Raw genomic sequence first — 22,389 nt, forward strand, 5'->3', positions numbered from 1 at the left:
CCATTTCACTAAAAACTGCTCGAGGTACACCAACCAAGCGCTGGAATTCAGAATCTGAAAAACGATTTAATTTCTGATATTTCATGAAATCTATAATGAGGCAGTTTTTACTTTCGCAAGAGGTCTATTTTTTTGAAAAGAAAAATCAAGAAAGACCTAGCCCCTATCTATTTGATCCTAAAAAATCTTTATTACAATTTATTTAAAATATCATCCATTAATTTGATATTTGAATTAATGTTTCTAATATCATTTTCTAGTTTTTCTTTATGCTTAATAAAGTATTTCTCTAAGGTACTATCACTTACAAGCAATGATTGTAAAAACTCAATATTATTCTCTTTATCTTGGATCTGGTCCAAGAATTCAAGCTTTTTCTGGTTGAAAGTACCTTCAAGTTTTTGCTTCTTTAAGCGGCCTCTAAGCTCGTTTAGGCGTGGCGTTTCAGAATATAAAAAAACACCTTTTTTTGTATTTTCAGAAGCTACTGATAGATACTTACATCGCCTTAAAACTTTTAGACCAGAGTACATCAGACGCCTAGATTTTTCATTCCTACTAGCCTGCTTGATATTTATTTTTTCCCAAAATTTTTTAGCTTCCCAATTTTGAACCGTATGATTATCAAAGAGTTCTAAAAACTCATCGTACAAAGGCAGATGAATAGATCTTGGCATTAAATAAGCTCATCTCAAAAAGAGGATTATAATCCGTGGATCTATAGTCATCAATTGTTGATATTTCTGTTTTTTGAGCAGTTGATTTCAAATGTCAGAATTATCTTTAAAAATTGGTCATTTAATTCGAGAAAAAAGAAAAGAAAAAAATATCACGCAAGAGTCTCTATCACTACAGTGCGGAATAGATCGCAGCTATATGGGTAGAATTGAACGTGGTGAAGTGAATATTACTGTCGAAAAACTCTATGAAATCGCTATAGCTCTGGAATCGAGCCCTAAAGAGTTACTCCCTTAAAAAGCATTTCTTTCACTTTCTTTTTCCAGTGCCATAGCCACCATAAACACGTTGTCCTCCAATATACATTGAGGATGCTCCATCTATAAGATCTAAAGAGTCCCGAGATTCTCTAATAACATTCATTTTTTTATTACTTAATGTTTTTCTTTTTGGATCAATTTTATTAGTTCCTTTCCCCTTTATTGTTGGTAGAGGGCCTTTATATGATTTTATAAACTCCCCAAATAACTGATAATTCTCATCATTTAGGGTATTCTCCGGATTCTTCTTAATTTTTCTATCGATAATACTTAAGCTTATATTTGTACGATATTCAAACCATCTAACGGCTTTTAAGTAATCAATTGAACCAAATTCAAATAATGAAAGTATTTGCTGTATGTAGGTACTATCACTATGAGATTTGTAGTGATGAGCTGCACCTACCGCAATCTGATGCGCTAATGTTGAATTTATAAATTTTCGGGTATCAAAGAAACTAGACAATTCGGATTGTTTTAGTGCATGAACATTTGCTAAAAGCTTTCGATTCTTTTCATTAAATATAGTCATAGAGTAGTACCAGATTTAAAGCGTTTTAATTTTATGACCTATACTGGTCTTTAATGTGATCATATAGCTTTTAATTTTGAAATCAAAGAGAATAAGAGCCAAAGAAATTTGAGAGTCATCTACGTGATTACAGGCGAAATTAAAAGCAAAATTGACCAAATCTGGAATGCATTTTGGAGTGGTGGTATTTCCAACCCACTCGAAGTCATGGAGCAAATGACTTATCTGCTGTTTATCCGCCGACTCGATGAAATTCAAATCACCAAAGAAAAGAAAGCCAACCGCCTAAAAACTACTGTAGAAAAGCCAATTTTCACACCTGAACGAGACCATTTACGTTGGTCTAAATTTATTACGCTCGGAGATCCTACTCAGCTTTATGACACCATTGCTAATGAAGTTTTTCCCTTCATTAAAAGCATTGGCAGCGAAGATGACACTACTTACAGTCATCACATGAAGGATGCCCGTTTTACCATTCCTACGCCTGCACTTTTAACTAAAGTGGTTGATCTGTTGGCTGAAGTGCCAATGGATGACAAAGATACCAAAGGTGATATTTACGAGTACATGCTCGGTAAGATTGCTTCAGCAGGTCAGAATGGTCAGTTCCGTACTCCTCGCCATATCATCAAGATGATCGTGGAGCTGATGCAGCCAAAACCGACAGATACCATCTGTGACCCTGCATGTGGTACAGCGGGTTTCCTCGTTGCAGCCAGTGAATACTTAAACGAACATCATAGCACCGAGATTTTTGCCAACCCTGAAGCAGCGAAACGTTTTAGTGAAGAAACTTTCTTTGGTTATGATTTTGACAGCACCATGCTTCGTATTGGTTCGATGAACATGATGCTGCACGGTGTTGAAAACCCAAGTATTGAAAACCGTGACTCTTTAAGCGAAGCACATTCGCATATTGAAAGTCAGTTCAGTCTGATTCTTGCCAACCCACCATTTGCAGGCAGCCTAGACTACGAAAGCTGTGCCAAGAATATTCAGGCGATTGTAAAAACCAAAAAGACGGAACTGCTGTTTTTAGCCTTGTTCTTACGCATATTAAAAACAGGTGGTCGTGCTGCGATTATTGTCCCTGATGGGGTCTTATTCGGTTCTTCTAAAGCACATAAAGATTTGCGTCAAAAGATTGTGGAAGAGCAAAAGCTTGAAGCAATTATTTCCATGCCTTCAGGGGTATTTAAGCCGTATGCGGGTGTTTCAACTGCTATTCTAATTTTCACCAAAACTGAAACTGGTGGTACAGATAAGGTTTGGTTCTATGACATGCAGGCAGATGGTTATTCGCTAGATGATAAGCGTAATGAACTCGATGCTTCTAAGCATGAAAATAACAATATTCCTGACATTATTGCTCGTTTTAAAAACTTAGAAGCTGAGTCTGATCGTAAAGCGACTGAGCAAAGTTTTATGGTAGATAAGGCGGATATTGCAGCCAATGGTTATGACTTGTCGATTAACCGTTATAAAGAAGTAGTGTATGAGCAAGTAGATTATGAAGCACCAAGCAAAATTTTGGCAGATTTAGAATTACTTGAGCAAGATATTCTAGAAGGAATGAAAGAGCTTAAGGAGTTGTTGAAGTGATTTATCCCAAAATAAGATTAGATAAAGTTTGTCGAATCACAATGGGACAAGCTCCATCTGGAGATTCTTATAATTCTGATGGTGAAGGGTTAGCTCTTATTGCTGGAGCAGGTGACTTTGGTAAAAAAACTCCTGAACCAAAAAAATTTACTACAGCGGCAGGCAAAAAATCAGAAAAAGGAGAAATAATCCTCTGTATTCGTGCAACTATTGGTGATTTGAATTGGTCGGATAAAGAATATTGCCTAGGTCGAGGTGTTGCAGGGCTATTTGGTCATAAGGATAAATTGGATCAGAAATACTTATGGTATTGGCTTACAAACGTTGCTCCAATTTTAAAGTCAAAAGGTAAAGGAGCTACTTTTTTACAAGTTACTAAAGAAGATATTTGTTCATTAGAAATCCCTCTTCCTCTACTCGAAGAACAACGCCGAATTGCATCTATTTTAGATAAAGCAGATGAGTTACGCCAAAAACGTCAGCAAGCGATTGAAAAGTTAGATCAGCTTTTACAAGCCACGTTTATTGATATGTTTGGTGATCCTATTCTTAATACAAAAAACTGGCCTTTAGATAAAAAATTGGGTGATATTGCAGATATTGTCTCAGGTATCACTAAAGGGCGAAAAATCACTGGAAAATCATTAAGAGAAATTCCCTATTTAGCAGTATCAAATGTTCAAGATAAATATTTAAATCTTTCTGTAATCAAAACAATTGAAGCTTCTGACGAAGAGATTGAGCGTTATAAACTTCAACAAGGAGATTTACTTCTAACAGAAGGCGGCGACCCAGATAAGTTAGGTAGAGGAACTTTATGGAATAATGAAGTTGATGAATGTATTCATCAAAATCATGTGTTTAGAGTTAGATTAACATCAAAAGACTTTACACCTAATTATTTAAATTGGATTGTTGGAAGTGAATATGGCAAAAGATATTTTTTAAAATCTGCTAAGCAAACAACAGGAATTGCATCAATTAATATGGGACAATTAAAAAAATTACCTTTATTAATACCTCCTTTAGATTTGCAGATTCAATTTGATGAAAGATGTAATAAATTTCACCAAATTAAGAAACAACTTGCAGAATCATATAAAGATATCAATAATCTATTTAAATCATTACAAAACCAAGCATTTAGCGGAAATTTATAACTTTAATTAATTTTAGATTTGAGGGTATATACATGAGTAACTTTCAGTTTTTAGAGCCTGAGTTTAGCAAGCTAGCACTCACAGCGAAGGAAGCTGAAAAGCTTGTGTATATTTCCCCTCAAGCTGCTTTAATGTTTGCCCGAAACTCATTAGAAAACCTTATTTTTTGGCTGTATCAATACGATAAAAAACTGACCCAACCCTACGATCCGTCCCTGTATAGCCTGATCACCGATGTAAAATTTAAGGAAATTATCCCACCCTACATTTGGGACAAGATGGATAACATCCGCATGGTGGGCAACAGTGCGGTACATGGCAAAAAATTCAAACAACTGACCACTGAAGAAACCGTTAAACATATCAGTCATCTCTTCCTGATCTTTGTCTGGTTTGAGCGTACTTATGGCTCACCATCAAAAGATCGCTCTCAGGCTGTTCTATTTAACCCTAAACTGATTCCTAACGCAGACAGCACTCAAACAGTCACCGCAAACAAAGAGCAGCTACAGCAAGAAGCCAAAGCCTTTGATAAAGAATTCGCTGAACAACATAAAGCGTTACGTGAACGGGAACAAAAACTATTAGAACTCTCCGCAAGTCTGGAAGAACGTGAAAAACTGCTCGCAAATATTGATGCTGATCTAGCGCAGAAACGTCAGCAAGTCGAACAAGCCAAACTTGCCAATAGCAAAGTTCAAGATCATACCGACTATAAAGAAGATGAAACCCGTAAATTAAAAATTGATCTACTACTTGAAGAAGCAGGTTGGGAAATTGGCGTTACTGCGCGAGAAGAAGTGCCAGTCACAGGAATGCCAAGTACTTCAGGTAAAGGTTCAGTCGATTATGTTCTGTATGATGCCAATGGCTTACCGTTGGCATTGGTAGAAGCGAAACGTACCTCAGTCGATCCTGAAGTGGGTCAGCAACAGGCAAAACTCTATGCAGACTGTTTGGAACAGCAAACTGGTCAACGCCCTGTGATTTTCTATACCAATGGCTACCGCACCCGTATCTGGAATGACGTACAAGGTGGCCCACCTCGTTTAGTTCATGGCTTCTACACTCACATTGAACTGAAACGCCTGATTGAAAGACGGAAAAACAACCCTGATCTTGGCAGCTTCCCAATCAACGCCAATATTGTCGAGCGTTACTATCAGACCCGTGCCATCAAAGCCATGCTTGCAGCATTTCAGCGCAAGGAACGCGCAGGCTTGCTCATCATGGCAACAGGTACAGGAAAAACCCGTACTGCAATTGCTTTGGTCGATGTATTGATGAAAGCCAATGTGGTGCAGAAAGTCCTGTTTCTCGCAGATCGTACTTCATTGGTAGTACAGGCGACTAATGCATTTAAAGCCAATTTACCTGATTCTGCGCCTGTCAATCTGGTCGAGAGCAAAACTCAGAATGGACGGGTTTATCTCTCTACCTATCACACCATGATGGGCTTGATTGATGAAATGAATGCGGATGGAACACGTAAATACGGCACAGGCATGTTTGACCTGATTATTGTCGATGAAGCCCACCGTAGCGTTTACCAAAAGTTTGGTGAGATTTTCAAATACTTTGACAGTCTGCTTGTCGGTTTGACGGCTACGCCACGCGATGAAGTAGACCGTGACACCTATGCATTGTTTGGTTTGGAAAGTGGTGTCCCAACTGATTACTACGATTTAAACCAAGCGATTGCCGATGGTTATCTCGTGCCACCTAAAGCCTATTCTGTACCTTTGAAATTCATGCGTGAAGGCGTGAAATATGATGAGCTTTCAGAAGAAGAGAAACTGCATTGGGATGAGTTAGATTGGGATGGTGGTGATGCTCCTGATGAGGTAACGGCATCCAAGATCAACAAAGAACTGTTCAATACAGGCACGGTAGACAAGATGCTTCAGCACTTGATGGAAAATGGCATCAAGGTTGAAGGTGGTGATATGTTGGGTAAAACTATCATCTTTGCAGTCAATCAGAACCATGCCAATTTTATTGCTGAACGCTTTGACAAAAACTATCCGCACTATGATGGCAAATTTGCTCGTGTCATCACATACTCGACCAAGTACGCACAGAGCTTGATTGACAGCTTTAGTAAGAAAGATCTGGCTGACCCACAAATCGCCATCTCTGTAGATATGCTCGATACGGGAATTGATGTTCCTGAAGTGGTCAATCTTGTTTTCTTCAAGGCTGTACGTTCAAAAGTGAAGTTTACGCAGATGATTGGGCGTGGTACACGGCTTTGCAAAGACCTGTTTGCCCCTGAAATGGACAAGAAAGAATTCTATATTTTCGACTACTGTTCCAATTTTGAATACTTCAATGAAAATCCTGATGGTGCGCCTGTATCTACGACTGAACCCTTGGGGCAACGTCTGTTTAAGGCACGTTTAAATCTTTTGAGTTTGTTGAATGCTCAAGACTATCAAACGGAAGAATTGGCAGCCGTCCGTCAAGACATACAACAGAGCCTGCAAACTGAAGTCCGATCAATGAACAAAGATAATTTTATTGTTCGTGATGAACTTGAATATGTTGAGCAATTCCAGAAAGATGAGGCATGGAACAATTTAGATGATCTTGCAATTGGCACATTGCGAGAACATATTTCTAAACTTCCAAATGAACTAGAAGCAGAAACCCTAGAAGCCAAGCTGTTTGATATGTTGTGCTACAACATCGAACTTGCTGTGCTGAATAAGGATGCCAAAGCAGTACTTGCCTATGCGAATAAAGTGATCGAAATCGCTTCAAAACTGGAAAGTAAAGAGAATATTCCTGTGGTTGCAGCGCAGATTAAGTTAATTCAGGACATACAAACTGAAGCCTATTGGGAAGGCATCACAGTTCCAATGCTGGAGTCGATGCGTAAACGTATCCGTGGCTTGGTGAAGCTGATTGAGAAATCCACTTCTACCATCGTGTATTCCATGTTGGATGATGAAATTGGTGAAGCAACTGAAGTTGATATTCCAGTAGTTTCAAGTGGGGTAAATATTGCGCAATACCGCAAGCGTGTAGAGAGTTTTATTAAGGCCAATGAAAACCACATTACCATTGCCAAATTAAAACGAGGTTTAGCTTTAACCCCAACCGATTTAAAAGAGCTTGAGCGATTCGTTTTCGAAGCACAGGAAGTTGAGAGTAAAGAAAAGTTTGAGGAATGCTTTGGTACTGAAAAACCGTTACCGCTATTTATCCGTTCCTTGGTGGGATTAGATCGTCAGTCTGTTCAGGCTGCTTTCTCGAAGTATTTACAAGGGTCAACTTATAACGAGAAGCAAATTCGTTTCATAGAAATGGTGATTGATCATTTGACCATACGGGGAACTTTAGAAGCGTCGCAGCTTTATGAACCACCATTTAATCAGATCCACTATGAAGGGATTGATGGGGTATTTGGTGATGGAGATGCTGACAATATATTTGGGGTTGTTGAAGCATTTAATGGAAGTGCGGTGGCTTGATATAAATTATGACTGATTTATTGAAAAAAATTCTTGAAGTTTTAGAGAAAAATGGTCCACTTAAAGCAAAAAAAATTGCATTGTTTTTGGATTCCACCCGAACGACTATTACCCATACAAATGTTAACTCTGAACTATATAAAGCATTAGCTCAAAATTTAGATGGTTTAACTAAAGATGAAAACAGTATATGGAGTTATATAAACCCAAATATTGTAAAAATAAGCTTTGAAAACTCTCCCAATTGGGTCAGAGCTAAAGTTTTTGAACAAATTTTAAGTGATTATCCGAATTTATTAAATTCTAAACAAGAAGTCATATTTGATTTTTCAAATAAATCCTTATTACTAGATTGTATACTTAAAATTTTAAGCCTTACCAACCAATTGATTCGTGCTGGTTCTAAAGTAACTCTGAAATTTGATAAGGATTCAGATGGTTTTCGTTATCTCAGCCGTTGTGGCTTTTTTGATAATATTCATAAAGAGGTAGCAATTTTTCCTTATCGGCCTGAAGTTTCATTAGCAAAAATATATAACTCTAATTCAGACAATTTATGTGAAATTTTGGCAATTAAGAAAGATGATAATGGATCTTATCTGCTCCGATTAACTGAATTAATAAAAGCTAAACTTTCTGAAAAAGACAAACAATTATTATTAAATAAGCTTCGAACATTCATTGGTGAATTAGTTGATAATATTCGAGAACATGGTTTATCAAGTATTGATGGCTATATTGCTCTTCAAATTTATAGTTCTGGAAAAATTATAATAGCCATATCAGATAGTGGTTCAGGACTTTTACACACCTTAAGGACAGAAGCGCTCTTGTACCATCAAGATAATTCAGATCTAATTTCATTCACCGAACAGTCATTAGAAAGTGATATTGGACTTTTAGCTTATGTATTCAATAAAGGAAAAATTTCAAGAACAGGGTCAGAACGCAGAGGATTAGGCTTATCAAGAACAAATGAAATTCTAAAAAAAATATCTACCACTGACGTTTCCGATATATCGTTAATAATTAGACAACAATCTAATGAATTAGATTTTCCATTTGGAGAAAATGGTATAGAACCAGATGGTTGTAGGTCGAAAAGTGAACTTACATTTATAGAAGGAACACATTATGTACTTACTATTCAACTTGACAAATAAGAATAAACTGATTAAAAGAACGCTATGAACCAGAATACTATTCTTATGAAACTTTTTGATTTTTGTAAATCTAACATGCCTCATGGTAATAAATTAGGTAAAGAAACGTTTAACGAAATGAGAGACTATGTTGAAAAACATAGAAGTCAAACTTTCTTTGAAATTTCATTTACAGATATTGAGTTTGCAGATTCTTCTTTCTCAAGAGAAAGTATCATTTTATTAGCTAAAGTTTACCGAAGTAATAAGGGTTTCATTATTACGAATCTTTATGACGAAGATGTAATTGATAACATTAATTATGCAGCTGTGGCATTGGATCAGCCCCTAACAATAAAATTAGAGAATGAAACAAAATTGTTAGGCCCTGCTTTAACAAAGTCAAATTTAGAAATTTTCAATTTGTTAAAAATTAAGAAAAAAGTAACAACATCTCAGCTAGCATCTCTATTGAATATGTCTGTTCCAAATGCAAGTAGCAAACTAAAAAAACTAGTTGATGATGGATATATTTTGCGATTTGAAGAGACAGCAGAAACAGGCGGCATAGAGTTCATTTATCAAAGTATCTGTTAAATTGAAAAAAATCTGCTTAAAAGTATTTACTTAAGCAGATTTTTAGTGTAGCTTTATTTCTAGCAATTTTTTTACATTCTGGTTAATAAAATTAACTTAACCAGATTAAGCAGAATACGGAGCTATATATGAAACAATTTGCTTACTCTCTCAGCGATTTAATGTTTAAACATGAATCTATTGAGGATGATTCCCCTATCGGTTCTCAGCTCTTAAGAGCTTTAGGTTATTCTCCAAAAGAGAATGTTCTTTTATACCAGGTTCTAAATAAATCAGGTATGGAGGAAATCAGTCCTGAAGAGAGTATAGATTTTGAGAAGGGTGATAAGTTTTTGATCCTTGAAGGTGATCGTAGTTTTAAATTTAAAATTGATGGTTTTAGTTATGAATGGCCTGAAAGCAAAATTACATTGAAACATTTGCACGCGCTTACAGGATTAGGAAATAAATCCTTCTTTTTGTCTAAATCGCAAGAAGCAGATCTAATGCTCAGTGAGCAAACTGTTATCAACTTATCTGAAGCTGGTATTGAAGATATCTATACTCGATTACCGAAGCAAACTTATGAGCTCAATGTACAAGGTACAATCATTAAGGTAGATAAACCTCAAATTATTGTTTCTGAAGCATTGTCTTTGGCAGGTATTCAAGATGCTGAGAACTATCAAATTATTTTAAAGATTCAAGGTGAACCAAAACAAGAAGTCACATCAAAATCAGTAATAGATTTAACAAAGCCTGGTATTGAAAAACTTCGACTGATTCCACGAGAAGTTAATAATGGGGATGCAGTTTTAAACAGTTTTCAGATTCTTCCAAAAGACTATGAATACTTAAATCAGGTATTTGGAAATTTTCGAACTATTATTGAGCAAAATCGTCGATGGCTTGTAGTTGATAACTTTCAATTGCCTGAAGGATACAATCATCAAGTAATTTCAATCGCAATTGAAATCCCTATTGCATATCCTCAAGCTGAAATTGATATGTTTTATACATATCCTCGAATTCAATTGGCGACTGGTGCTATTCCATCTTGTACCGAGGTAGATCAACTAATCGAAGGTAAGCCTTATCAACGTTGGTCTAGGCATCGTACTCATCTTTCTGCATGGAATCCAGCAAGTGATAGCGTTGTTACGCACTTTGCACTTATTGAAGAGTCATTACTTCGTGAGGTGCAGCCATGATTTTAAAAACTCATTTTAGAATCACGGATACCCATTTAGATGACTTAAAACGTCATCTATTTCCAGGAGATGGGCTAGAAGCAAGCGCTATAGTGCTTGCTTCATGCAACAAAATAAATGATCAAATTATTTTTTTAGTTCAAGATATTTTGTTAGTGCCGCATAGCGAATGTAAGCGTAAAGTTGATTACTTAACTTGGCCGGGAAAATATATAGAGGAGGCAATTGAAAAGGGAGAGGAAAACAATCTTAGTATCTTTTTAATGCATTCCCATCCATCAGGTTTTAATCAGTTCTCAACTGCTGATGATGAAAGCGATCAGAAAGTAATACCTTGCATTTTTGCAGCATATAATCAATTACATGGCTCAATAATAGTGACACCTGACGGAAAATTAACAGGACGTTTCTATGATAAGAATTTATCCCATCAATATATTGATAAATTCTTAATTGTGGGGCAAGACATTGCATTAGTTACTCGACAATCGTCGAGTAAAGTTATGCCTTTTTCAGCCGATATGACCGAAAGTCTAAAAAATTTTAAAGTTGGTGTTATCGGGGCATCTGGTACAGGATCAATTGTGATTGAAAACCTTGCTAGATTAGGAGTTGGGCATCTTGTCTTGATCGATGATGATGTAATTGAACATAAGAATTTGAATAGAATTCTTAATTCAACTATTCAGGACGCTGAGAATCAGAAATCGAAGGTTAAAGTTCTAGCGGATGTTATTAGCCAATATAGGTCTGATGTGGTTTTAACAGCATTAGATCGTAAAATTGGTACTCAACAGGCTATTCTCGAAGCATCAACTTGTGATGTTTTATTCAGTTGTGTTGATACGGTTTCAGCAAGGATGTATGTAGATTTAGTTGGCGAGTATTTTCTTATCCCCGTCTTTGATATCGGTGTAACAATCCCAACAGGATCGAAAGATGGAAAACCTTTTATTACAGAAGTTTGTGCTCGTCTAGATTATATCCAACCTCATAGAAGCTCTCTAAGAGATAGAAAAGTGTATACACCAGACTCTTTGAGAGCAGAATATTTGAAAGAAACTTCACCTGATATCTATGAAAAACAGTTGAAAGAAGGCTATTTCAAGGGTGTTCATGAGGAGGCTCCCTCTGTAATTTCGCTTAATATGCTTGCCGCAAGCTTTTGTATCAACGAGTTTATAGCTAGAACATTTTTGTTTCGACAAGAAAATAATTCTAATTATGCGAGAACTGTCATTTGCTTAGGTGCTAATGAAACTGAGTATTTGAGGGAGGATAATTTTACCTCTACTTCTAGGATTAACGTCGGTAAAGGTATCACTACACCACTATTAGGAATGCCTAATCTTTAAGGATGGATATGAAACAATTTTTTTTCAAATACCTAACTTTATTTTTAGATAAAGTTTCTTCTCGGTCAGTAATTCAACTGGATGGGGACTCTTTACCTCAAAAGATGCCAATTAGATCTATAGTCATTGTTGCTGAAGATGATGAGATCTGGTGTGCAGGTTTAAAGTGCCCATGTGGTTGTGGTTACACTATAGAGTTACCAATTATTAGAGAAGCCAAGCCTCGTTGGGATGTAAATATCAATTCAGATAATCTAATTAGTTTATACCCCTCCGTTTTTTTAAAAAAAGGGTGTAAATCTCATTTTTGGATCAAAAATGGGAAAATTATATGGTGTGAGTAGCCATTATTTTCTAAATGTATTTGATACAAAATTAAACTAATTTAGACATTCTTCTAAAAAATAACAAAATTTTTACAAAATAAGATGTTTCATATTCTTGTCACTGTAGGAACCTAGCCAAAGATCACTTGTTTGATACAGAATCATTCATTTACATTGATGATTAATTTGAACGACATCAATGCTCTAAAAAGTAGCACATTATCTAAAAATCCAGTAAGTGCAAAGAGATTACACAATTCGATTGCTCTTGCCGAGAAAAGAAAATGTTGTGTTAATTTAATTAAGAAACAGCGTTGAGTTGAAGTGATGTGGTTTAGCCAGATTCACACCAAATTCTAAAGGGTTGTCATCTTTCTAAGCTAATGGGAGCAACTTGAGATTATTTTTTATACAATCAAGTTAAAAGTGATCATGGACTCATCTTAAAAATTTTGTCCATCATATTTTTTTTTACAATGGACTTATCTTTGTTGATATAAACTTTAAATTATTGATTTATATTGTCCATTGATAACTAACTTGAGGGTAAACTTGCACATATTTACCAGCATCAGCAGCAGATTAATGTGCTGCTGAAAGGTGCGCTGCTGCAAACCGCTTTTTATCTGTCTGCCGGGCGGTATAATCCCTACCGTTACCAGCTAATTCCCGGTAAACCGTTTTTTGCCTACAACATTGAACAGCAAGGCGATATTGCCCGCGATATTTTTTTAAACAAGATTGACAATATTATTCTGCATCCACCGGCCTAAACTGCGCTGCAATAGCGCTTTCATGTTGCAAGCTGCCGGTTTTTTGTGCCATCAGGCCTGATTCACCGAACCCATGCTTTTGTTACTCAAGCTTACTAAATAAAGCATTATGCGCCTTCTCTCACGGCGCGAATTGCCGCTACTATGCAATTATCCTGAATATGCTCTAGCATCTGAATTAATTTAAGATAAAATAAACCCGTCTGATTTTTTGCATTGCAAAATAAGATTTTATCAAGTCGTATGCGTATTACTTTTTATACTTGAGCCAGTCGGCAGTACTTTTTAGTATCAGAATGCACCGCTGCCCGATCACCATAATTACAAGCGGCAGCCCGTGTATTCAAAACCCTATAGGAATAGGACGTAAATTAATGAAATCTTTTAAAATTGCCCTTGCACAGTTCTCTCCATACATTGGCAATCTCGAAGCAAATGCGCAAAAAATGCTTGAACAAGCAAATGAAGCGAAAAAACAACAGGCTGACCTGATCATTTTCCCAGAGCTTTCTCTGATTGGTTATCCAGCAGAAGATTTGCTGTTACGCCCAAGCCTCAAAAAACGCACGCAAAAGGCCTTTGAACAGCTCAGCCAGATTAAAGACATCGTCGTGGTATTTGGTTTTGTCAATGAAACTGAAGATGGCCAGCGTTATAACTCGGCTGCGGTAATGAAAGATGGCCAGATTCTGGGTATTTATAACAAGCAGAATTTACCGAACTACGGCGTGTTTGATGAAAAACGTTATTTTAACGAAGGTCATCAACATCTGGTCTTTGAATACTTGGGGCATAAATTTGGCGTACTGATTTGTGAAGATGTCTGGTCTTTAGCCACTGTACAGCAACTGGCCCAGCTGAATGTAGAAACCGTGCTGGTGCTGAATTCATCGCCATACGAAGTTGGTAAACCACAGCACCGTATTGATACCATGACTGCGCTGGCCAAACAGCTGAATCTGAACCTGGCCTATGTCAATCAGGTTGGTGGTCAGGATGATCTGATCTTTGATGGCACCAGCTTCCTGATCAGCAAAGACGGTGAACTGGCTTTACGTGCGCCAACCTATCAGGAAGGCCTGTTTGTGGTGGAGTATGAAGCCGAACAGCAGCGCTATAAAACGGGCGAACAGGCGGCAGCCCTCGACACCATGGCTGAAATTTATCAGGGTCTGGTGCTGGCAACACGTGACTATGTACACCGTTCAGGTTTCCCAGGCGTGATTCTGGGTTTATCTGGCGGGATTGACTCTGCACTAACCTTGGCCATTGCGGTTGATGCCCTGGGTGCAGACAAAGTACAAGCGGTGATGATGCCGTATACCTATACCGCGCAAATTAGTGTAGAAGATGCTGCACAGCAAGCCAAAACCATGGGTGTGACCTTTGGCATTGCCGAAATTCACTCGATTGTGAACAGCTTTATGCAAACCCTGTATCCATTCTTTGGCAATAGCCCGGTTGATACCACCGAAGAAAACCTGCAGGCCCGTGCCCGCGGTACGTTGCTAATGGGCTTATCCAATAAATTTGGCAACCTGGTCCTGTCGACTGGTAACAAATCTGAACTGTCAGTCGGTTACTGCACCCTGTATGGCGATATGGTTGGTGGTTATGCAGTTCTCAAAGATGTCTACAAAACCATCGTGTTTGAACTGGCCAAATACCGGAACAGTATAAGCAAACAGCCGGTGATTCCGGAGCGTGTAATTAGCCGTCCGCCATCAGCTGAACTGAGCCCGGACCAGAAAGATCAGGACTCTTTGCCACCGTATGATGTGCTAGATGCGATCCTGTATGCCTATATTGAAGAAGACCTGAGCCAGGACGATATTATTGCCAAAGGCTTTGATCAGGCTGTGGTTGAAAAAGTGGTGCGTCTGGTTGACCGCAATGAATACAAACGCCGTCAGGGCGCAATTGGTCCACGCATTACATCACGTTCTTTTAGCCGTGAACGCCGTTATCCATTAGTCAATGGCTGGAAACCGGGCCTATAAGCTCCTGATCTAATTCCATCCTAAAAACCTCAAGCCAGTCTTGGGGTTTTTTATTGTCTGCTGGAATGAGGCTACTTAGAATACGCATCTTCCCCTGCCATCTAAACCGATCCTATATTTTTGAGTTCTACGTCATTCAAAAAAACCAATATCAATGAATCGTCTAGGTTGACTAAAAACAGATAGACAACGGTCTATGTTTAACCCTATGTTCAAGATATGCATGAGCTAAAATTGGATGCAATGGATTTCATATGACACTAAGAAATACCCTGCAGACTTTAGAACAGATTTATCATTATTTAACTGAACGTCCGCATTTTCATCGCTATAGCCAGTATGAGCGCCTGAACGCGTTTTTCGCCGAAATCCATGATACAGGCAGTATCGAGTTTGAAGCTGGGCAGTCTTATCTGTTTAAAGGTATATTTAATGGCAAGCCTAAAGTGATTGATGGTTCTAAAGCGCCGGCCCTTGCGCATAAACAGGAATTCTTAAGCTGGGTACAGCAACAGCTGAATTCCTAAGCCAGCATTTTATTCATCGCTGGTATCTAAATTGCGCGGAGAGTTTGCACAACATTTTTTTGGACTTTTTGAACAGACAAAAAAAGAGACCAAGCTGAGAGCTTGGTCTTTTAAAATGGTGGCTATGACGGGACTTGAACCTGTGACCCCCGCATTATGAGTGCGGTGCTCTAACCAACTGAGCTACATAGCCGTAAACTGTGTGCGCATTATCTAAAGTTCGGACTTTATCGTCAAGATATTTATCTACTCAAATGAACACTGTTTAAGCAAAACATGACGTTTTTATTAATTTTTAACCGGATTTGCAATTTTTTACTTGGGTCAAACCCTTTCGCTGACTATGATGAAACTTTCCAGGATCAATCATTTGAACACAATGCAGTTAAAAATATGGATCAGTAGTCTGCTAGTTGCGACATTATCGGGCTGTCAGCTGGTTGCCCCACTCATGGTGGACTATAACGGGGTACGCCGCGATGTCGCAGAATTTATTAATGGTCATCTCTGGTTTACCATTCCGCAAAAACGCATTCTGGTCGAGTATGCCAAAGGCCAGCAGAAGATTTTAACCGCAGATCGCCTAAGTCCTGAAGCACAACAGGCGCTTGCACAGGAACGCTATGAAGGCCGTTATTGTGCTGCACAAAAAATTACCGTGTCCAAACTGGATCAGGTCGATGAGAAAATTTTTGTCTATGCCGACCAGCAGCAACGCTGGCAACAGATTCAACAGCTACAGCAGACGCTGAAGCTGGATGTGCAGCAGCTCAACTGCGAGCACAGATTTTAAAGACAAAAAAAAAGATCACATAAGGATGTGATCTTTAAAAATGGTGGCTATGACGAGACTTGAACTTGTGACCCCCGCATTATGAGTGCGGTGCTCTAACCAACTGAGCTACATAGCCGTAAACTGTGCGCGCATTATCTGCTGTAATGTTTATAACGTCAAGCCCTTCTACAGGCTAATTGTACAAAATTTGGTGAAGTGAACCGATAAGCCGGGTTCTGTCGAGAACGATCATTCCTCTAGGCGTACAATCACTCATACGCTCAAGCGACCTACCCGAATCCAGTACGGGCCGTACCTCAGGATTCCTATTTGGTCTTGCTTCTGGTGGGGTTTACCATGCCATGAACTGTTACCAGTCATGCGGTGCGCTCTTACCGCACCCTTTCACCCTTACCTTCGATTTCTTCCGAAAAAGAAACCTGAATGAAGGCGGTCTACTCTCTGCTGCACTTTCCGTCGGCTCACGCCGCCCAGGCGTTACCTGGCACCCTGCCCTATGAAGCCCGGACTTTCCTCCCCTGCTTTAGTCACGGAGACCTCCACAGCAGCGATCGTCTGGTTCACTTCGAGGGCGCATCTTAACAAATAAATGCACTAATTGCTCGTGCTTTTTTGATCAATCAGTTTTTGATACTTTTCCAGTAATTGTTCCTGGGTTTCGACATGATGGGGATCATGCGGAATACAGTCCACCGGACAGAATAACTGACACTGCGGTTTATCATGATGCCCGACACATTCGGTACACAGCGCCGGGTTGATTTCATAAATCAGCTCGCCCATGAAAATAGCCTCATTCGGGCACACAGGTTCACAGACATCGCAGTTAATGCATTCATCGGTAATATATAAAGACACGCTACCAACCTTGTTGATGTTTGCGTTCAAAGGCTTCGACCACGGTTTGCGGTACAAACTTGGTCACATCTCCTTTTAAACGCGCAATTTCACGCACCAGCGTGGATGAAATAAACGAATATTGCTCTGACGGCGTTAAAAATACCGCTTCAAAATTGGTATCCAGCTGACGGTTCATATTGGCCAGCTGAAACTCGTATTCAAAGTCAGACACTGCACGTAAACCACGCAGTACCGCCGTGGCCTGCTGTTCGCGGAAGAAATTCACCAGCAGGCCATCAAAGCCGACAAATTCCACATTGGGTAAATGGCTGAGTGAGGTTTTGGCCAGTTCTACCCGCTCATCTAGAGTAAACACCGGATTTTTATGATGACCAATGGCAATTGCGACCACCACTTCATCAAACATTCTGGCCGCCCGTGTTACTAAATCGATATGACCATTGGTGATTGGATCAAAGGTCCCCGGATAAATCACGCGAGTTTTAGACATCCATTTTTACTCTAGTTGGTTTTGTAGAGCCATATTTTAGCAAAAACTTGATTTATTGGTGAATAAACTCGGCCAATTTCACAAAAATCCTGCGATAGTGCTGCAATTCAGCGCTGATTTTGGAATTGTCAGCATGCCTGTGTTTGGGGCACAATAGGCCTAACGTTGGAAGTGACTCATTATGGCGAAAGCAACTGTAGTTAAAAAAAATACCAGTGGCACGATTGCACAGAACAAACGTGCACGCCACGATTATTTTATTGAAGAAAAATTTGAAGCCGGACTGTCCCTGCAAGGCTGGGAAGTCAAGTCTTTGCGTGCCGGTCGTATGAGCCTGACCGAAAGCTATATCACCTTTAAAAATGGTGAAGCCTTCTTATTTGGCGCCCAAATTCAACCTTTACTGTCGGCTTCGACCCATGTGGTGCCTGAAGCGACCCGTACCCGCAAGCTGTTACTGAACCGCAAAGAAATTGCCAAACTGCTCGGTGCGGTGAACCAGAAAGGTTATTCCTGTGTGCCGCTGGTCTGTTACTGGAAAGGTCCGCTGGCCAAACTGGAAATTGCCCTGGTGAAAGGGAAACAGCTGCATGATAAACGTGCCACTGAAAAAGACCGTGACTGGCAGCGTGATAAAGCCCGTTTAATGCATAAATAAGCACGTTTGAACACAAGTACTTGATGTAAAAATGCCTCCAACATGGGAGGCATTTTTTATTGCATCATTGGAAAGCAAACTTATTTCTGTTTTAAGCCCACCAGATAAGCGCCAAACTTCACCGCTGTTTCCAGGTCACCTTCTGGCGGGGTAACGTCAACGCTGGCATTGTCAGACTGGGTCATTAAGCCCAGAAAGCTCGACATCCGGTTAATATCATGCGGACTACGGCCTGTTGGCATAAACGGCAAGCCCGACCATAACATGCCATGCTGCATGGCAAATAAATTGATCTGCTGTAACACCGCCAGCTTGTCACCGCTTAAACCGCCGCCATTGGTAAAGCCAGCAGCAATTTTGCCCTGCCAGCTTCGCGCTAGCCAGCGTTTTGAAGATTGTTCCATAAACTGTTTCAGTGCCGAAGTCAGACTGCCCATATAGGTTGGACAGCCCATGACCAGAATATCGCTCTGATCCAGCACATCCCAATCGACCTCGCTCACTGCCATTAAATGTACTTCAGCTCCGGCTTTTTCGGCGCCCTGCACAATATGCTGTGCCACCTTGGCGGTATGGCCATAGGGACTATGATACACAACACAGACTTTTACTTGCGACACAGATGTTTGATCAGTAACAGACATGGAAACTTTAAAAACCCAATAATTCAGTCAAGTTTAGCATTGATCAGCGATAAAAACGAATGTTGCCATGCGTCCGGTTTTGGCCTGACGACGATAAGAATAATACTCCTCGGCCTCCCGATAGGTACACTGATCACCACCTAAAATGGTGGTTACCCCCTGCTCGGTCAGGATATAGCGGGCAATCGCATATAAATCGGCATAGAATTTTCCGGCCTGTTTCCCTGCCTGAAAGGCGCTGCTTAATGCGGGATATTTCTCGCAAAATACCTGCTTTACTTCGGCCCCTACCTCAAAACACGGCTGGCTAATGGCCGCGCCTAACCAGGCCCAGGTCGGTGGGTGCTGCATGGCGGCAATGGTATTTTCAACAATACCATGGGCTAAACCTTTCCAGCCGGCATGTAAATTGGCCACTTCCGTGCCCGCCTGATTGCCCAGCACAATGGGCAGGCAGTCGGCGGTCATCATCATTAAGGCATGGCCTTTGCGCTGCGTGACCAGTCCATCGCCTTCCGGTGCATTAAAATGCAGCTCATCATTTATCACATGACACAAGGTGCTGTGGGTCTGGTTCATCCAGCTGATTGTATTAACACCGTATTCGGCCAGCTGTTCCAGTAACAGCATACGATGCTGCTGCACCCGTTCCGCTGCATCCTGCACATGCAAGGCCAGGTTAAAACCGGCCAGTTCCGGTACTTGCGCTGGCAAGGCCTGCTGATGCTGAATCCGCGTTTGCGCCACATAAACCTGTGCCGGTAATCCCTGAATAAATTGCATCTCAGCTCCTGTGTTCACTTAAAAGCGGCGTTGAGATCATACTTTCTCAACGCCGCAGAACGGTTTAATAGGCAGCGTTTTCGCTACGCAACACATCCACCAGCTGGCTGAAATCTTCCGGCCACGGCGCTTCAAACATCATGTCCTGTTTGGTACGTGGATGCACCAGCCCCAGTTTGGCCGCGTGCAGTGCCTGACGTTTAAAACCGCGCAAGGTTTCATTGAGCAGCTCGGAGGCTCCAGCCGGCACACGCACACGTGGCATATACACCGGATCGCCAATCAGACCATGACCAATATAGCTGAAATGAACCCGGATCTGATGGGTACGGCCGGTTTCCAGACGCGCCTGAACCCGGGTGAAATGCTGGAAACGCTCTTTCACGTTATAGTGCGTCACGGCATCTTTCCCGCCCGGCAATACCGTCATTTTAATCCGGTCCACCGGATGGCGCTTGATCGGCTCATCAATGGTGCCACCGGCAATAATATTGCCATACACCACCACATCATAAATCCGGTACACCGACTTGTTGGCCAGCTGCTTGCTCAGGTCAAACTGTGCCTCCAGATTTTTCGCCACCACCAGCAAACCGCTGGTGTCTTTATCAATACGATGTACCAGCCCGGCACGTGACAATTCTGCCGATTTTGGATAATGGAACAGCAAGGCATTGACCAGTGTGCCGGTAATATTGCCCGCACCAGGATGCACCACCATGCCAACCGGTTTATTAATCACTAAAATATCATCATCTTCATAGACAATATCGAGAGGGATATTTTCAGGCTGACTGTTGGTCTGTGCTTCAAGTTCAACATTTAAACTTAACAGTTCATTGCCTTCGCACTTGTACTTTGGTTTGACAGTGTTACCATTCACCAACAAATGGCCATCTTTTAGCCACTGTTTCAGTTTTTCACGTGAAAAATCACTCCAGATGAGGGCTGCAACCTGGTCGATACGTTGCCCCAGATAGCTTTCATCCAGTTGAAATTGCAACGATAAACGTGTTGCAGTTGGGTCTGAAGTATGATTATCTGCATCCTCAGAATCATCAAGTAAATTGAAGTCAGTTTCAGGGATGTTGGAATTGGAAGATTGTGCTTGAGACATTTGATCATTCAGACAAAAGTGGTTTAATAGCGCAATTGTAGCTCATTGCCCGTAATAACAGAGGAATTTTTATGTCGCTACCACGTTATAAAATTACCATGCTAGCTCTTTCACTTGGCGTTGCATCTGCAATCGTGGGCTGTAGCAGTAATCCAAAAAAAGAAGTGGTCGATACAGGTCCGCAATCTAGCGAACAAGTTTATATTCAAAAAGCAGAACGAGCACTGGAACGCGGGCAATATACCGATGCTATCCAGCATCTTGAAGCATTAGAAACCTATTATCCTACCGGTGAATATGCCCAGCAGGCACAACTTGAACTGCTGTATGCAAAATTCCAGCAAAAAGATTATGAAGGTGCAGTCGCACTGGCCGACCGTTTTATCCGGATGAACCCGCAGCATCCAAATGCTGACTATGCCTACTATGTGCGCGGCGTGGCCAATATGGAACAGAACTATGATGGTTTAATCCGTTATACCTCGTTAAAACAGGCGCATCGTGATGTCAGCTATTTAAAAGTGGCTTATCAGAACTTTGTCGATTTCATTCGCCGTTATCCATCAAGCACCTATGCTGTGGATGCTGCACAACGTATGCAGTTTATCGGGCAAGAGCTGGCAGAAGCGGAAATGAATGCGGCACGTTTTAATATTAAACGTAAGGCCTGGGTCGCCGCGGTGGAACGTTCACTCTGGGTAATCGAACATTATCCGCAAACCCCACAGATTCCGGAAGCAATTGCCACCGCAGCCTATGGTTATACCCAACTGGGTGACCGTGCCACTGCACAACAGTATATTGACCTGTTAAAACTGAACTATCCAAATCTGGTTAAAGCCGATGGCTCTGTAAACCTGCGTGCTGCACGGAATGAAGGTAGCTGGCTAAACCGTGCGACTTTGGGTATTTTTGGTCGTGAAGCACAGGCCACCACCGAACAGCAGCAAAAACTGGCCAACCAGCAGGAAGAACCACGTAGCTGGACCAACCGTTTAAGTTTTGGTTTGCTGGACCGTCCTGAAAAACAGGAAAACAGTGAAGCGGCCGAGTAAACATAATTAACATCCATGACTGTCTTAAATTTGATTTAAACATTCCATTGGATACGCAGATGTGGCAGGGATGCCACACGTTCCCCATCACAACAAGGATGTTGTGTATGGGGAACAAAGACTTTTGCCTACTTTGGGTCTTTCCAAAGTAGGAAGTTCTCCATACAAAGCCCTTAACAGGCCGAATGAAAATAGAGGCCCAACACACTTAAAATAAAATTTGTCTCTTCCTTTTATTGTCCTAACATAAGTACAGCTTTGAAAAATAGCGAGTAAGGATAGAGCTTTTAACCTGTTTTTCAAT

At 40.4% G+C, this 22,389-nt stretch carries 21 protein-coding genes, 2 tRNA genes, 1 other RNA gene and 2 pseudogenes; 15 read left to right on the forward strand and 11 right to left on the reverse strand.

What is annotated here, in order from left to right:
- A pseudogene (locus FTU69_RS11340) lies at window positions 1-85 on the reverse strand (IS5/IS1182 family transposase); the annotation flags it as partial.
- 106 nt (window positions 86-191) lie between these two features.
- Window positions 192-677, reverse strand: a complete 486-nt coding sequence (locus FTU69_RS11345) for a hypothetical protein (protein WP_180103907.1) — start codon at window positions 675-677, stop codon at window positions 192-194.
- 91 nt (window positions 678-768) lie between these two features.
- Here FTU69_RS11345 and FTU69_RS11350 point away from each other — a divergent pair, with 91 nt between their 5' ends.
- Window positions 769-975 (forward strand): helix-turn-helix domain-containing protein, encoded by a 207-nt coding sequence (locus FTU69_RS11350; RefSeq protein ID WP_180103908.1) that lies wholly within the window; start codon window positions 769-771, stop codon window positions 973-975.
- Window positions 976-987: 12 nt separating this feature from the next.
- Here the strand turns inward: FTU69_RS11350 and FTU69_RS11355 are convergent, their stop codons facing one another.
- Entirely contained in the window at window positions 988-1,530 is a 543-nt protein-coding gene (locus FTU69_RS11355) for a hypothetical protein (protein ID WP_180103909.1), read from the reverse strand.
- Window positions 1,531-1,653: 123 nt separating this feature from the next.
- On the opposite strand from FTU69_RS11355, the gene FTU69_RS11360 reads away from it, so the two are divergent.
- From FTU69_RS11360 to FTU69_RS11410, 11 genes and pseudogenes are all read left to right on the forward strand, one after another.
- The gene (locus FTU69_RS11360; RefSeq protein WP_180103910.1) at window positions 1,654-3,135 is read left to right on the forward strand and encodes a class I SAM-dependent DNA methyltransferase; all 1,482 of its coding nucleotides are present in this window, start codon (window positions 1,654-1,656) and stop codon (window positions 3,133-3,135) included.
- On the forward strand, window positions 3,132-4,295 hold the full coding sequence (locus FTU69_RS14950) for a restriction endonuclease subunit S (RefSeq protein WP_373685096.1): 1,164 nt from the start codon (window positions 3,132-3,134) through the stop codon (window positions 4,293-4,295). Before FTU69_RS11360 ends, FTU69_RS14950 begins: the two co-directional genes overlap by 4 nt.
- A gap of 32 nt (window positions 4,296-4,327) precedes the next feature.
- Window positions 4,328-7,771, forward strand: a complete 3,444-nt coding sequence (locus FTU69_RS11370) for a DEAD/DEAH box helicase family protein (protein ID WP_180103911.1) — start codon at window positions 4,328-4,330, stop codon at window positions 7,769-7,771.
- Between the two features lie 8 nt (window positions 7,772-7,779).
- Complete coding sequence (locus FTU69_RS11375) at window positions 7,780-8,934, forward strand: ATP-binding protein (protein WP_180103912.1); 1,155 nt, start codon at window positions 7,780-7,782, stop codon at window positions 8,932-8,934.
- 45 nt (window positions 8,935-8,979) lie between these two features.
- Complete coding sequence (locus FTU69_RS11380) at window positions 8,980-9,510, forward strand: winged helix-turn-helix domain-containing protein (RefSeq protein ID WP_257223639.1); 531 nt, start codon at window positions 8,980-8,982, stop codon at window positions 9,508-9,510.
- Between the two features lie 128 nt (window positions 9,511-9,638).
- Window positions 9,639-10,700 (forward strand): E2/UBC family protein, encoded by a 1,062-nt coding sequence (locus tag FTU69_RS11385; RefSeq protein WP_180103914.1) that lies wholly within the window; start codon window positions 9,639-9,641, stop codon window positions 10,698-10,700.
- Window positions 10,697-12,055 (forward strand): ThiF family adenylyltransferase, encoded by a 1,359-nt coding sequence (locus FTU69_RS11390; protein ID WP_180103915.1) that lies wholly within the window; start codon window positions 10,697-10,699, stop codon window positions 12,053-12,055. The genes FTU69_RS11385 and FTU69_RS11390 overlap by 4 nt, the downstream gene beginning before the upstream one ends.
- Window positions 12,056-12,063: 8 nt before the next feature.
- Window positions 12,064-12,399, forward strand: coding sequence for a DUF6527 family protein (locus tag FTU69_RS11395; RefSeq protein WP_180103916.1), 336 nt, complete (start codon window positions 12,064-12,066; stop codon window positions 12,397-12,399).
- 530 nt (window positions 12,400-12,929) lie between these two features.
- A pseudogene (locus tag FTU69_RS11400) lies at window positions 12,930-13,154 on the forward strand (hypothetical protein); the annotation flags it as partial.
- 374 nt (window positions 13,155-13,528) lie between these two features.
- Window positions 13,529-15,154 (forward strand): NAD+ synthase, encoded by a 1,626-nt coding sequence (locus FTU69_RS11405; RefSeq protein WP_180103917.1) that lies wholly within the window; start codon window positions 13,529-13,531, stop codon window positions 15,152-15,154.
- Window positions 15,155-15,408: 254 nt separating this feature from the next.
- A complete protein-coding gene (locus FTU69_RS11410; protein WP_016659913.1) occupies window positions 15,409-15,681 on the forward strand; it encodes a hypothetical protein in 273 nt (90 codons plus the stop codon).
- A gap of 116 nt (window positions 15,682-15,797) precedes the next feature.
- Here the strand turns inward: FTU69_RS11410 and FTU69_RS11415 are convergent.
- Window positions 15,798-15,874 (reverse strand) — tRNA-Met (locus FTU69_RS11415).
- A gap of 186 nt (window positions 15,875-16,060) precedes the next feature.
- On the opposite strand from FTU69_RS11415, the gene FTU69_RS11420 reads away from it, so the two are divergent.
- A complete protein-coding gene (locus FTU69_RS11420) occupies window positions 16,061-16,474 on the forward strand; it encodes a hypothetical protein (RefSeq protein ID WP_225876425.1) in 414 nt (137 codons plus the stop codon).
- Between the two features lie 41 nt (window positions 16,475-16,515).
- Here the strand turns inward: FTU69_RS11420 and FTU69_RS11425 are convergent.
- From FTU69_RS11425 to coaD, 4 genes are all read right to left on the reverse strand, one after another.
- A tRNA-Met gene (locus tag FTU69_RS11425) sits at window positions 16,516-16,592 on the reverse strand.
- A 73-nt stretch (window positions 16,593-16,665) separates the two neighbouring features.
- An RNA gene (gene rnpB / locus FTU69_RS11430) (RNase P RNA component class A) lies at window positions 16,666-17,044 on the reverse strand.
- A gap of 27 nt (window positions 17,045-17,071) precedes the next feature.
- Window positions 17,072-17,335 carry a YfhL family 4Fe-4S dicluster ferredoxin gene (locus FTU69_RS11435; protein WP_034597403.1) on the reverse strand — a complete coding sequence of 88 codons (264 nt, stop codon included), beginning with the start codon at window positions 17,333-17,335 and terminating at the stop codon, window positions 17,072-17,074.
- A gap of 1 nt (window position 17,336) precedes the next feature.
- Window positions 17,337-17,828 (reverse strand): pantetheine-phosphate adenylyltransferase, encoded by a 492-nt coding sequence (coaD, locus tag FTU69_RS11440; protein ID WP_005176208.1) that lies wholly within the window; start codon window positions 17,826-17,828, stop codon window positions 17,337-17,339.
- Window positions 17,829-18,009: 181 nt separating this feature from the next.
- Between coaD and smpB the strand changes: the two genes are divergently transcribed.
- Window positions 18,010-18,486 carry an SsrA-binding protein SmpB gene (smpB, locus tag FTU69_RS11445; protein WP_005176206.1) on the forward strand — a complete coding sequence of 159 codons (477 nt, stop codon included), beginning with the start codon at window positions 18,010-18,012 and terminating at the stop codon, window positions 18,484-18,486.
- Window positions 18,487-18,566: 80 nt separating this feature from the next.
- Here smpB and FTU69_RS11450 read toward each other — a convergent pair whose 3' ends face one another.
- The 3 genes from FTU69_RS11450 to rluD form a co-directional block, all read right to left on the reverse strand.
- Entirely contained in the window at window positions 18,567-19,130 is a 564-nt protein-coding gene (locus tag FTU69_RS11450; protein ID WP_104500249.1) for a flavodoxin family protein, read from the reverse strand.
- Window positions 19,131-19,163: 33 nt separating this feature from the next.
- A complete protein-coding gene (gene pgeF, locus FTU69_RS11455) occupies window positions 19,164-19,913 on the reverse strand; it encodes a peptidoglycan editing factor PgeF (RefSeq protein WP_168383258.1) in 750 nt (249 codons plus the stop codon).
- Between the two features lie 64 nt (window positions 19,914-19,977).
- On the reverse strand, window positions 19,978-21,030 hold the full coding sequence (rluD, locus tag FTU69_RS11460) for a 23S rRNA pseudouridine(1911/1915/1917) synthase RluD (RefSeq protein ID WP_045796449.1): 1,053 nt from the start codon (window positions 21,028-21,030) through the stop codon (window positions 19,978-19,980).
- Between the two features lie 71 nt (window positions 21,031-21,101).
- On the opposite strand from rluD, the gene FTU69_RS11465 reads away from it, so the two are divergent.
- Window positions 21,102-22,085 carry an outer membrane protein assembly factor BamD gene (locus FTU69_RS11465; RefSeq protein ID WP_005176190.1) on the forward strand — a complete coding sequence of 328 codons (984 nt, stop codon included), beginning with the start codon at window positions 21,102-21,104 and terminating at the stop codon, window positions 22,083-22,085.
- Window positions 22,086-22,389 lie beyond the last annotated feature (304 nt).

Source organism: Acinetobacter sp. YH12134 (assembly GCF_013418555.1).
Classification (GTDB): domain Bacteria; phylum Pseudomonadota; class Gammaproteobacteria; order Pseudomonadales; family Moraxellaceae; genus Acinetobacter; species Acinetobacter indicus.

Excerpts from the sequence above, each read along its gene's own strand:
- FTU69_RS11375 (WP_180103912.1), top strand. The coding sequence starts at position 7,780 with ATGACTGATTTATTGAAAAAAATTCTTGAAGTTTTAGAGAAAAATGGT.
- FTU69_RS11465 (WP_005176190.1), top strand. The coding sequence starts at position 21,102 with ATGTCGCTACCACGTTATAAAATTACCATGCTAGCTCTTTCACTTGGC.
- FTU69_RS11410 (WP_016659913.1), top strand. The coding sequence starts at position 15,409 with ATGACACTAAGAAATACCCTGCAGACTTTAGAACAGATTTATCATTAT.
- FTU69_RS11370 (WP_180103911.1), top strand. The coding sequence starts at position 4,328 with ATGAGTAACTTTCAGTTTTTAGAGCCTGAGTTTAGCAAGCTAGCACTC.
- smpB (WP_005176206.1), top strand. The coding sequence starts at position 18,010 with ATGGCGAAAGCAACTGTAGTTAAAAAAAATACCAGTGGCACGATTGCA.
- FTU69_RS11395 (WP_180103916.1), top strand. The coding sequence starts at position 12,064 with ATGAAACAATTTTTTTTCAAATACCTAACTTTATTTTTAGATAAAGTT.
- FTU69_RS11385 (WP_180103914.1), top strand. The coding sequence starts at position 9,639 with ATGAAACAATTTGCTTACTCTCTCAGCGATTTAATGTTTAAACATGAA.
- FTU69_RS11345 (WP_180103907.1), bottom strand. The coding sequence starts at position 677 with ATGCCAAGATCTATTCATCTGCCTTTGTACGATGAGTTTTTAGAACTC.
- FTU69_RS11420 (WP_225876425.1), top strand. The coding sequence starts at position 16,061 with ATGCAGTTAAAAATATGGATCAGTAGTCTGCTAGTTGCGACATTATCG.
- coaD (WP_005176208.1), bottom strand. The coding sequence starts at position 17,828 with ATGTCTAAAACTCGCGTGATTTATCCGGGGACCTTTGATCCAATCACC.
- FTU69_RS11450 (WP_104500249.1), bottom strand. The coding sequence starts at position 19,130 with ATGTCTGTTACTGATCAAACATCTGTGTCGCAAGTAAAAGTCTGTGTT.
- pgeF (WP_168383258.1), bottom strand. The coding sequence starts at position 19,913 with ATGCAATTTATTCAGGGATTACCGGCACAGGTTTATGTGGCGCAAACG.
- rluD (WP_045796449.1), bottom strand. The coding sequence starts at position 21,030 with ATGTCTCAAGCACAATCTTCCAATTCCAACATCCCTGAAACTGACTTC.
- FTU69_RS11350 (WP_180103908.1), top strand. The coding sequence starts at position 769 with ATGTCAGAATTATCTTTAAAAATTGGTCATTTAATTCGAGAAAAAAGA.
- FTU69_RS11355 (WP_180103909.1), bottom strand. The coding sequence starts at position 1,530 with ATGACTATATTTAATGAAAAGAATCGAAAGCTTTTAGCAAATGTTCAT.
- FTU69_RS11390 (WP_180103915.1), top strand. The coding sequence starts at position 10,697 with ATGATTTTAAAAACTCATTTTAGAATCACGGATACCCATTTAGATGAC.
- FTU69_RS11405 (WP_180103917.1), top strand. The coding sequence starts at position 13,529 with ATGAAATCTTTTAAAATTGCCCTTGCACAGTTCTCTCCATACATTGGC.
- FTU69_RS11380 (WP_257223639.1), top strand. The coding sequence starts at position 8,980 with ATGAAACTTTTTGATTTTTGTAAATCTAACATGCCTCATGGTAATAAA.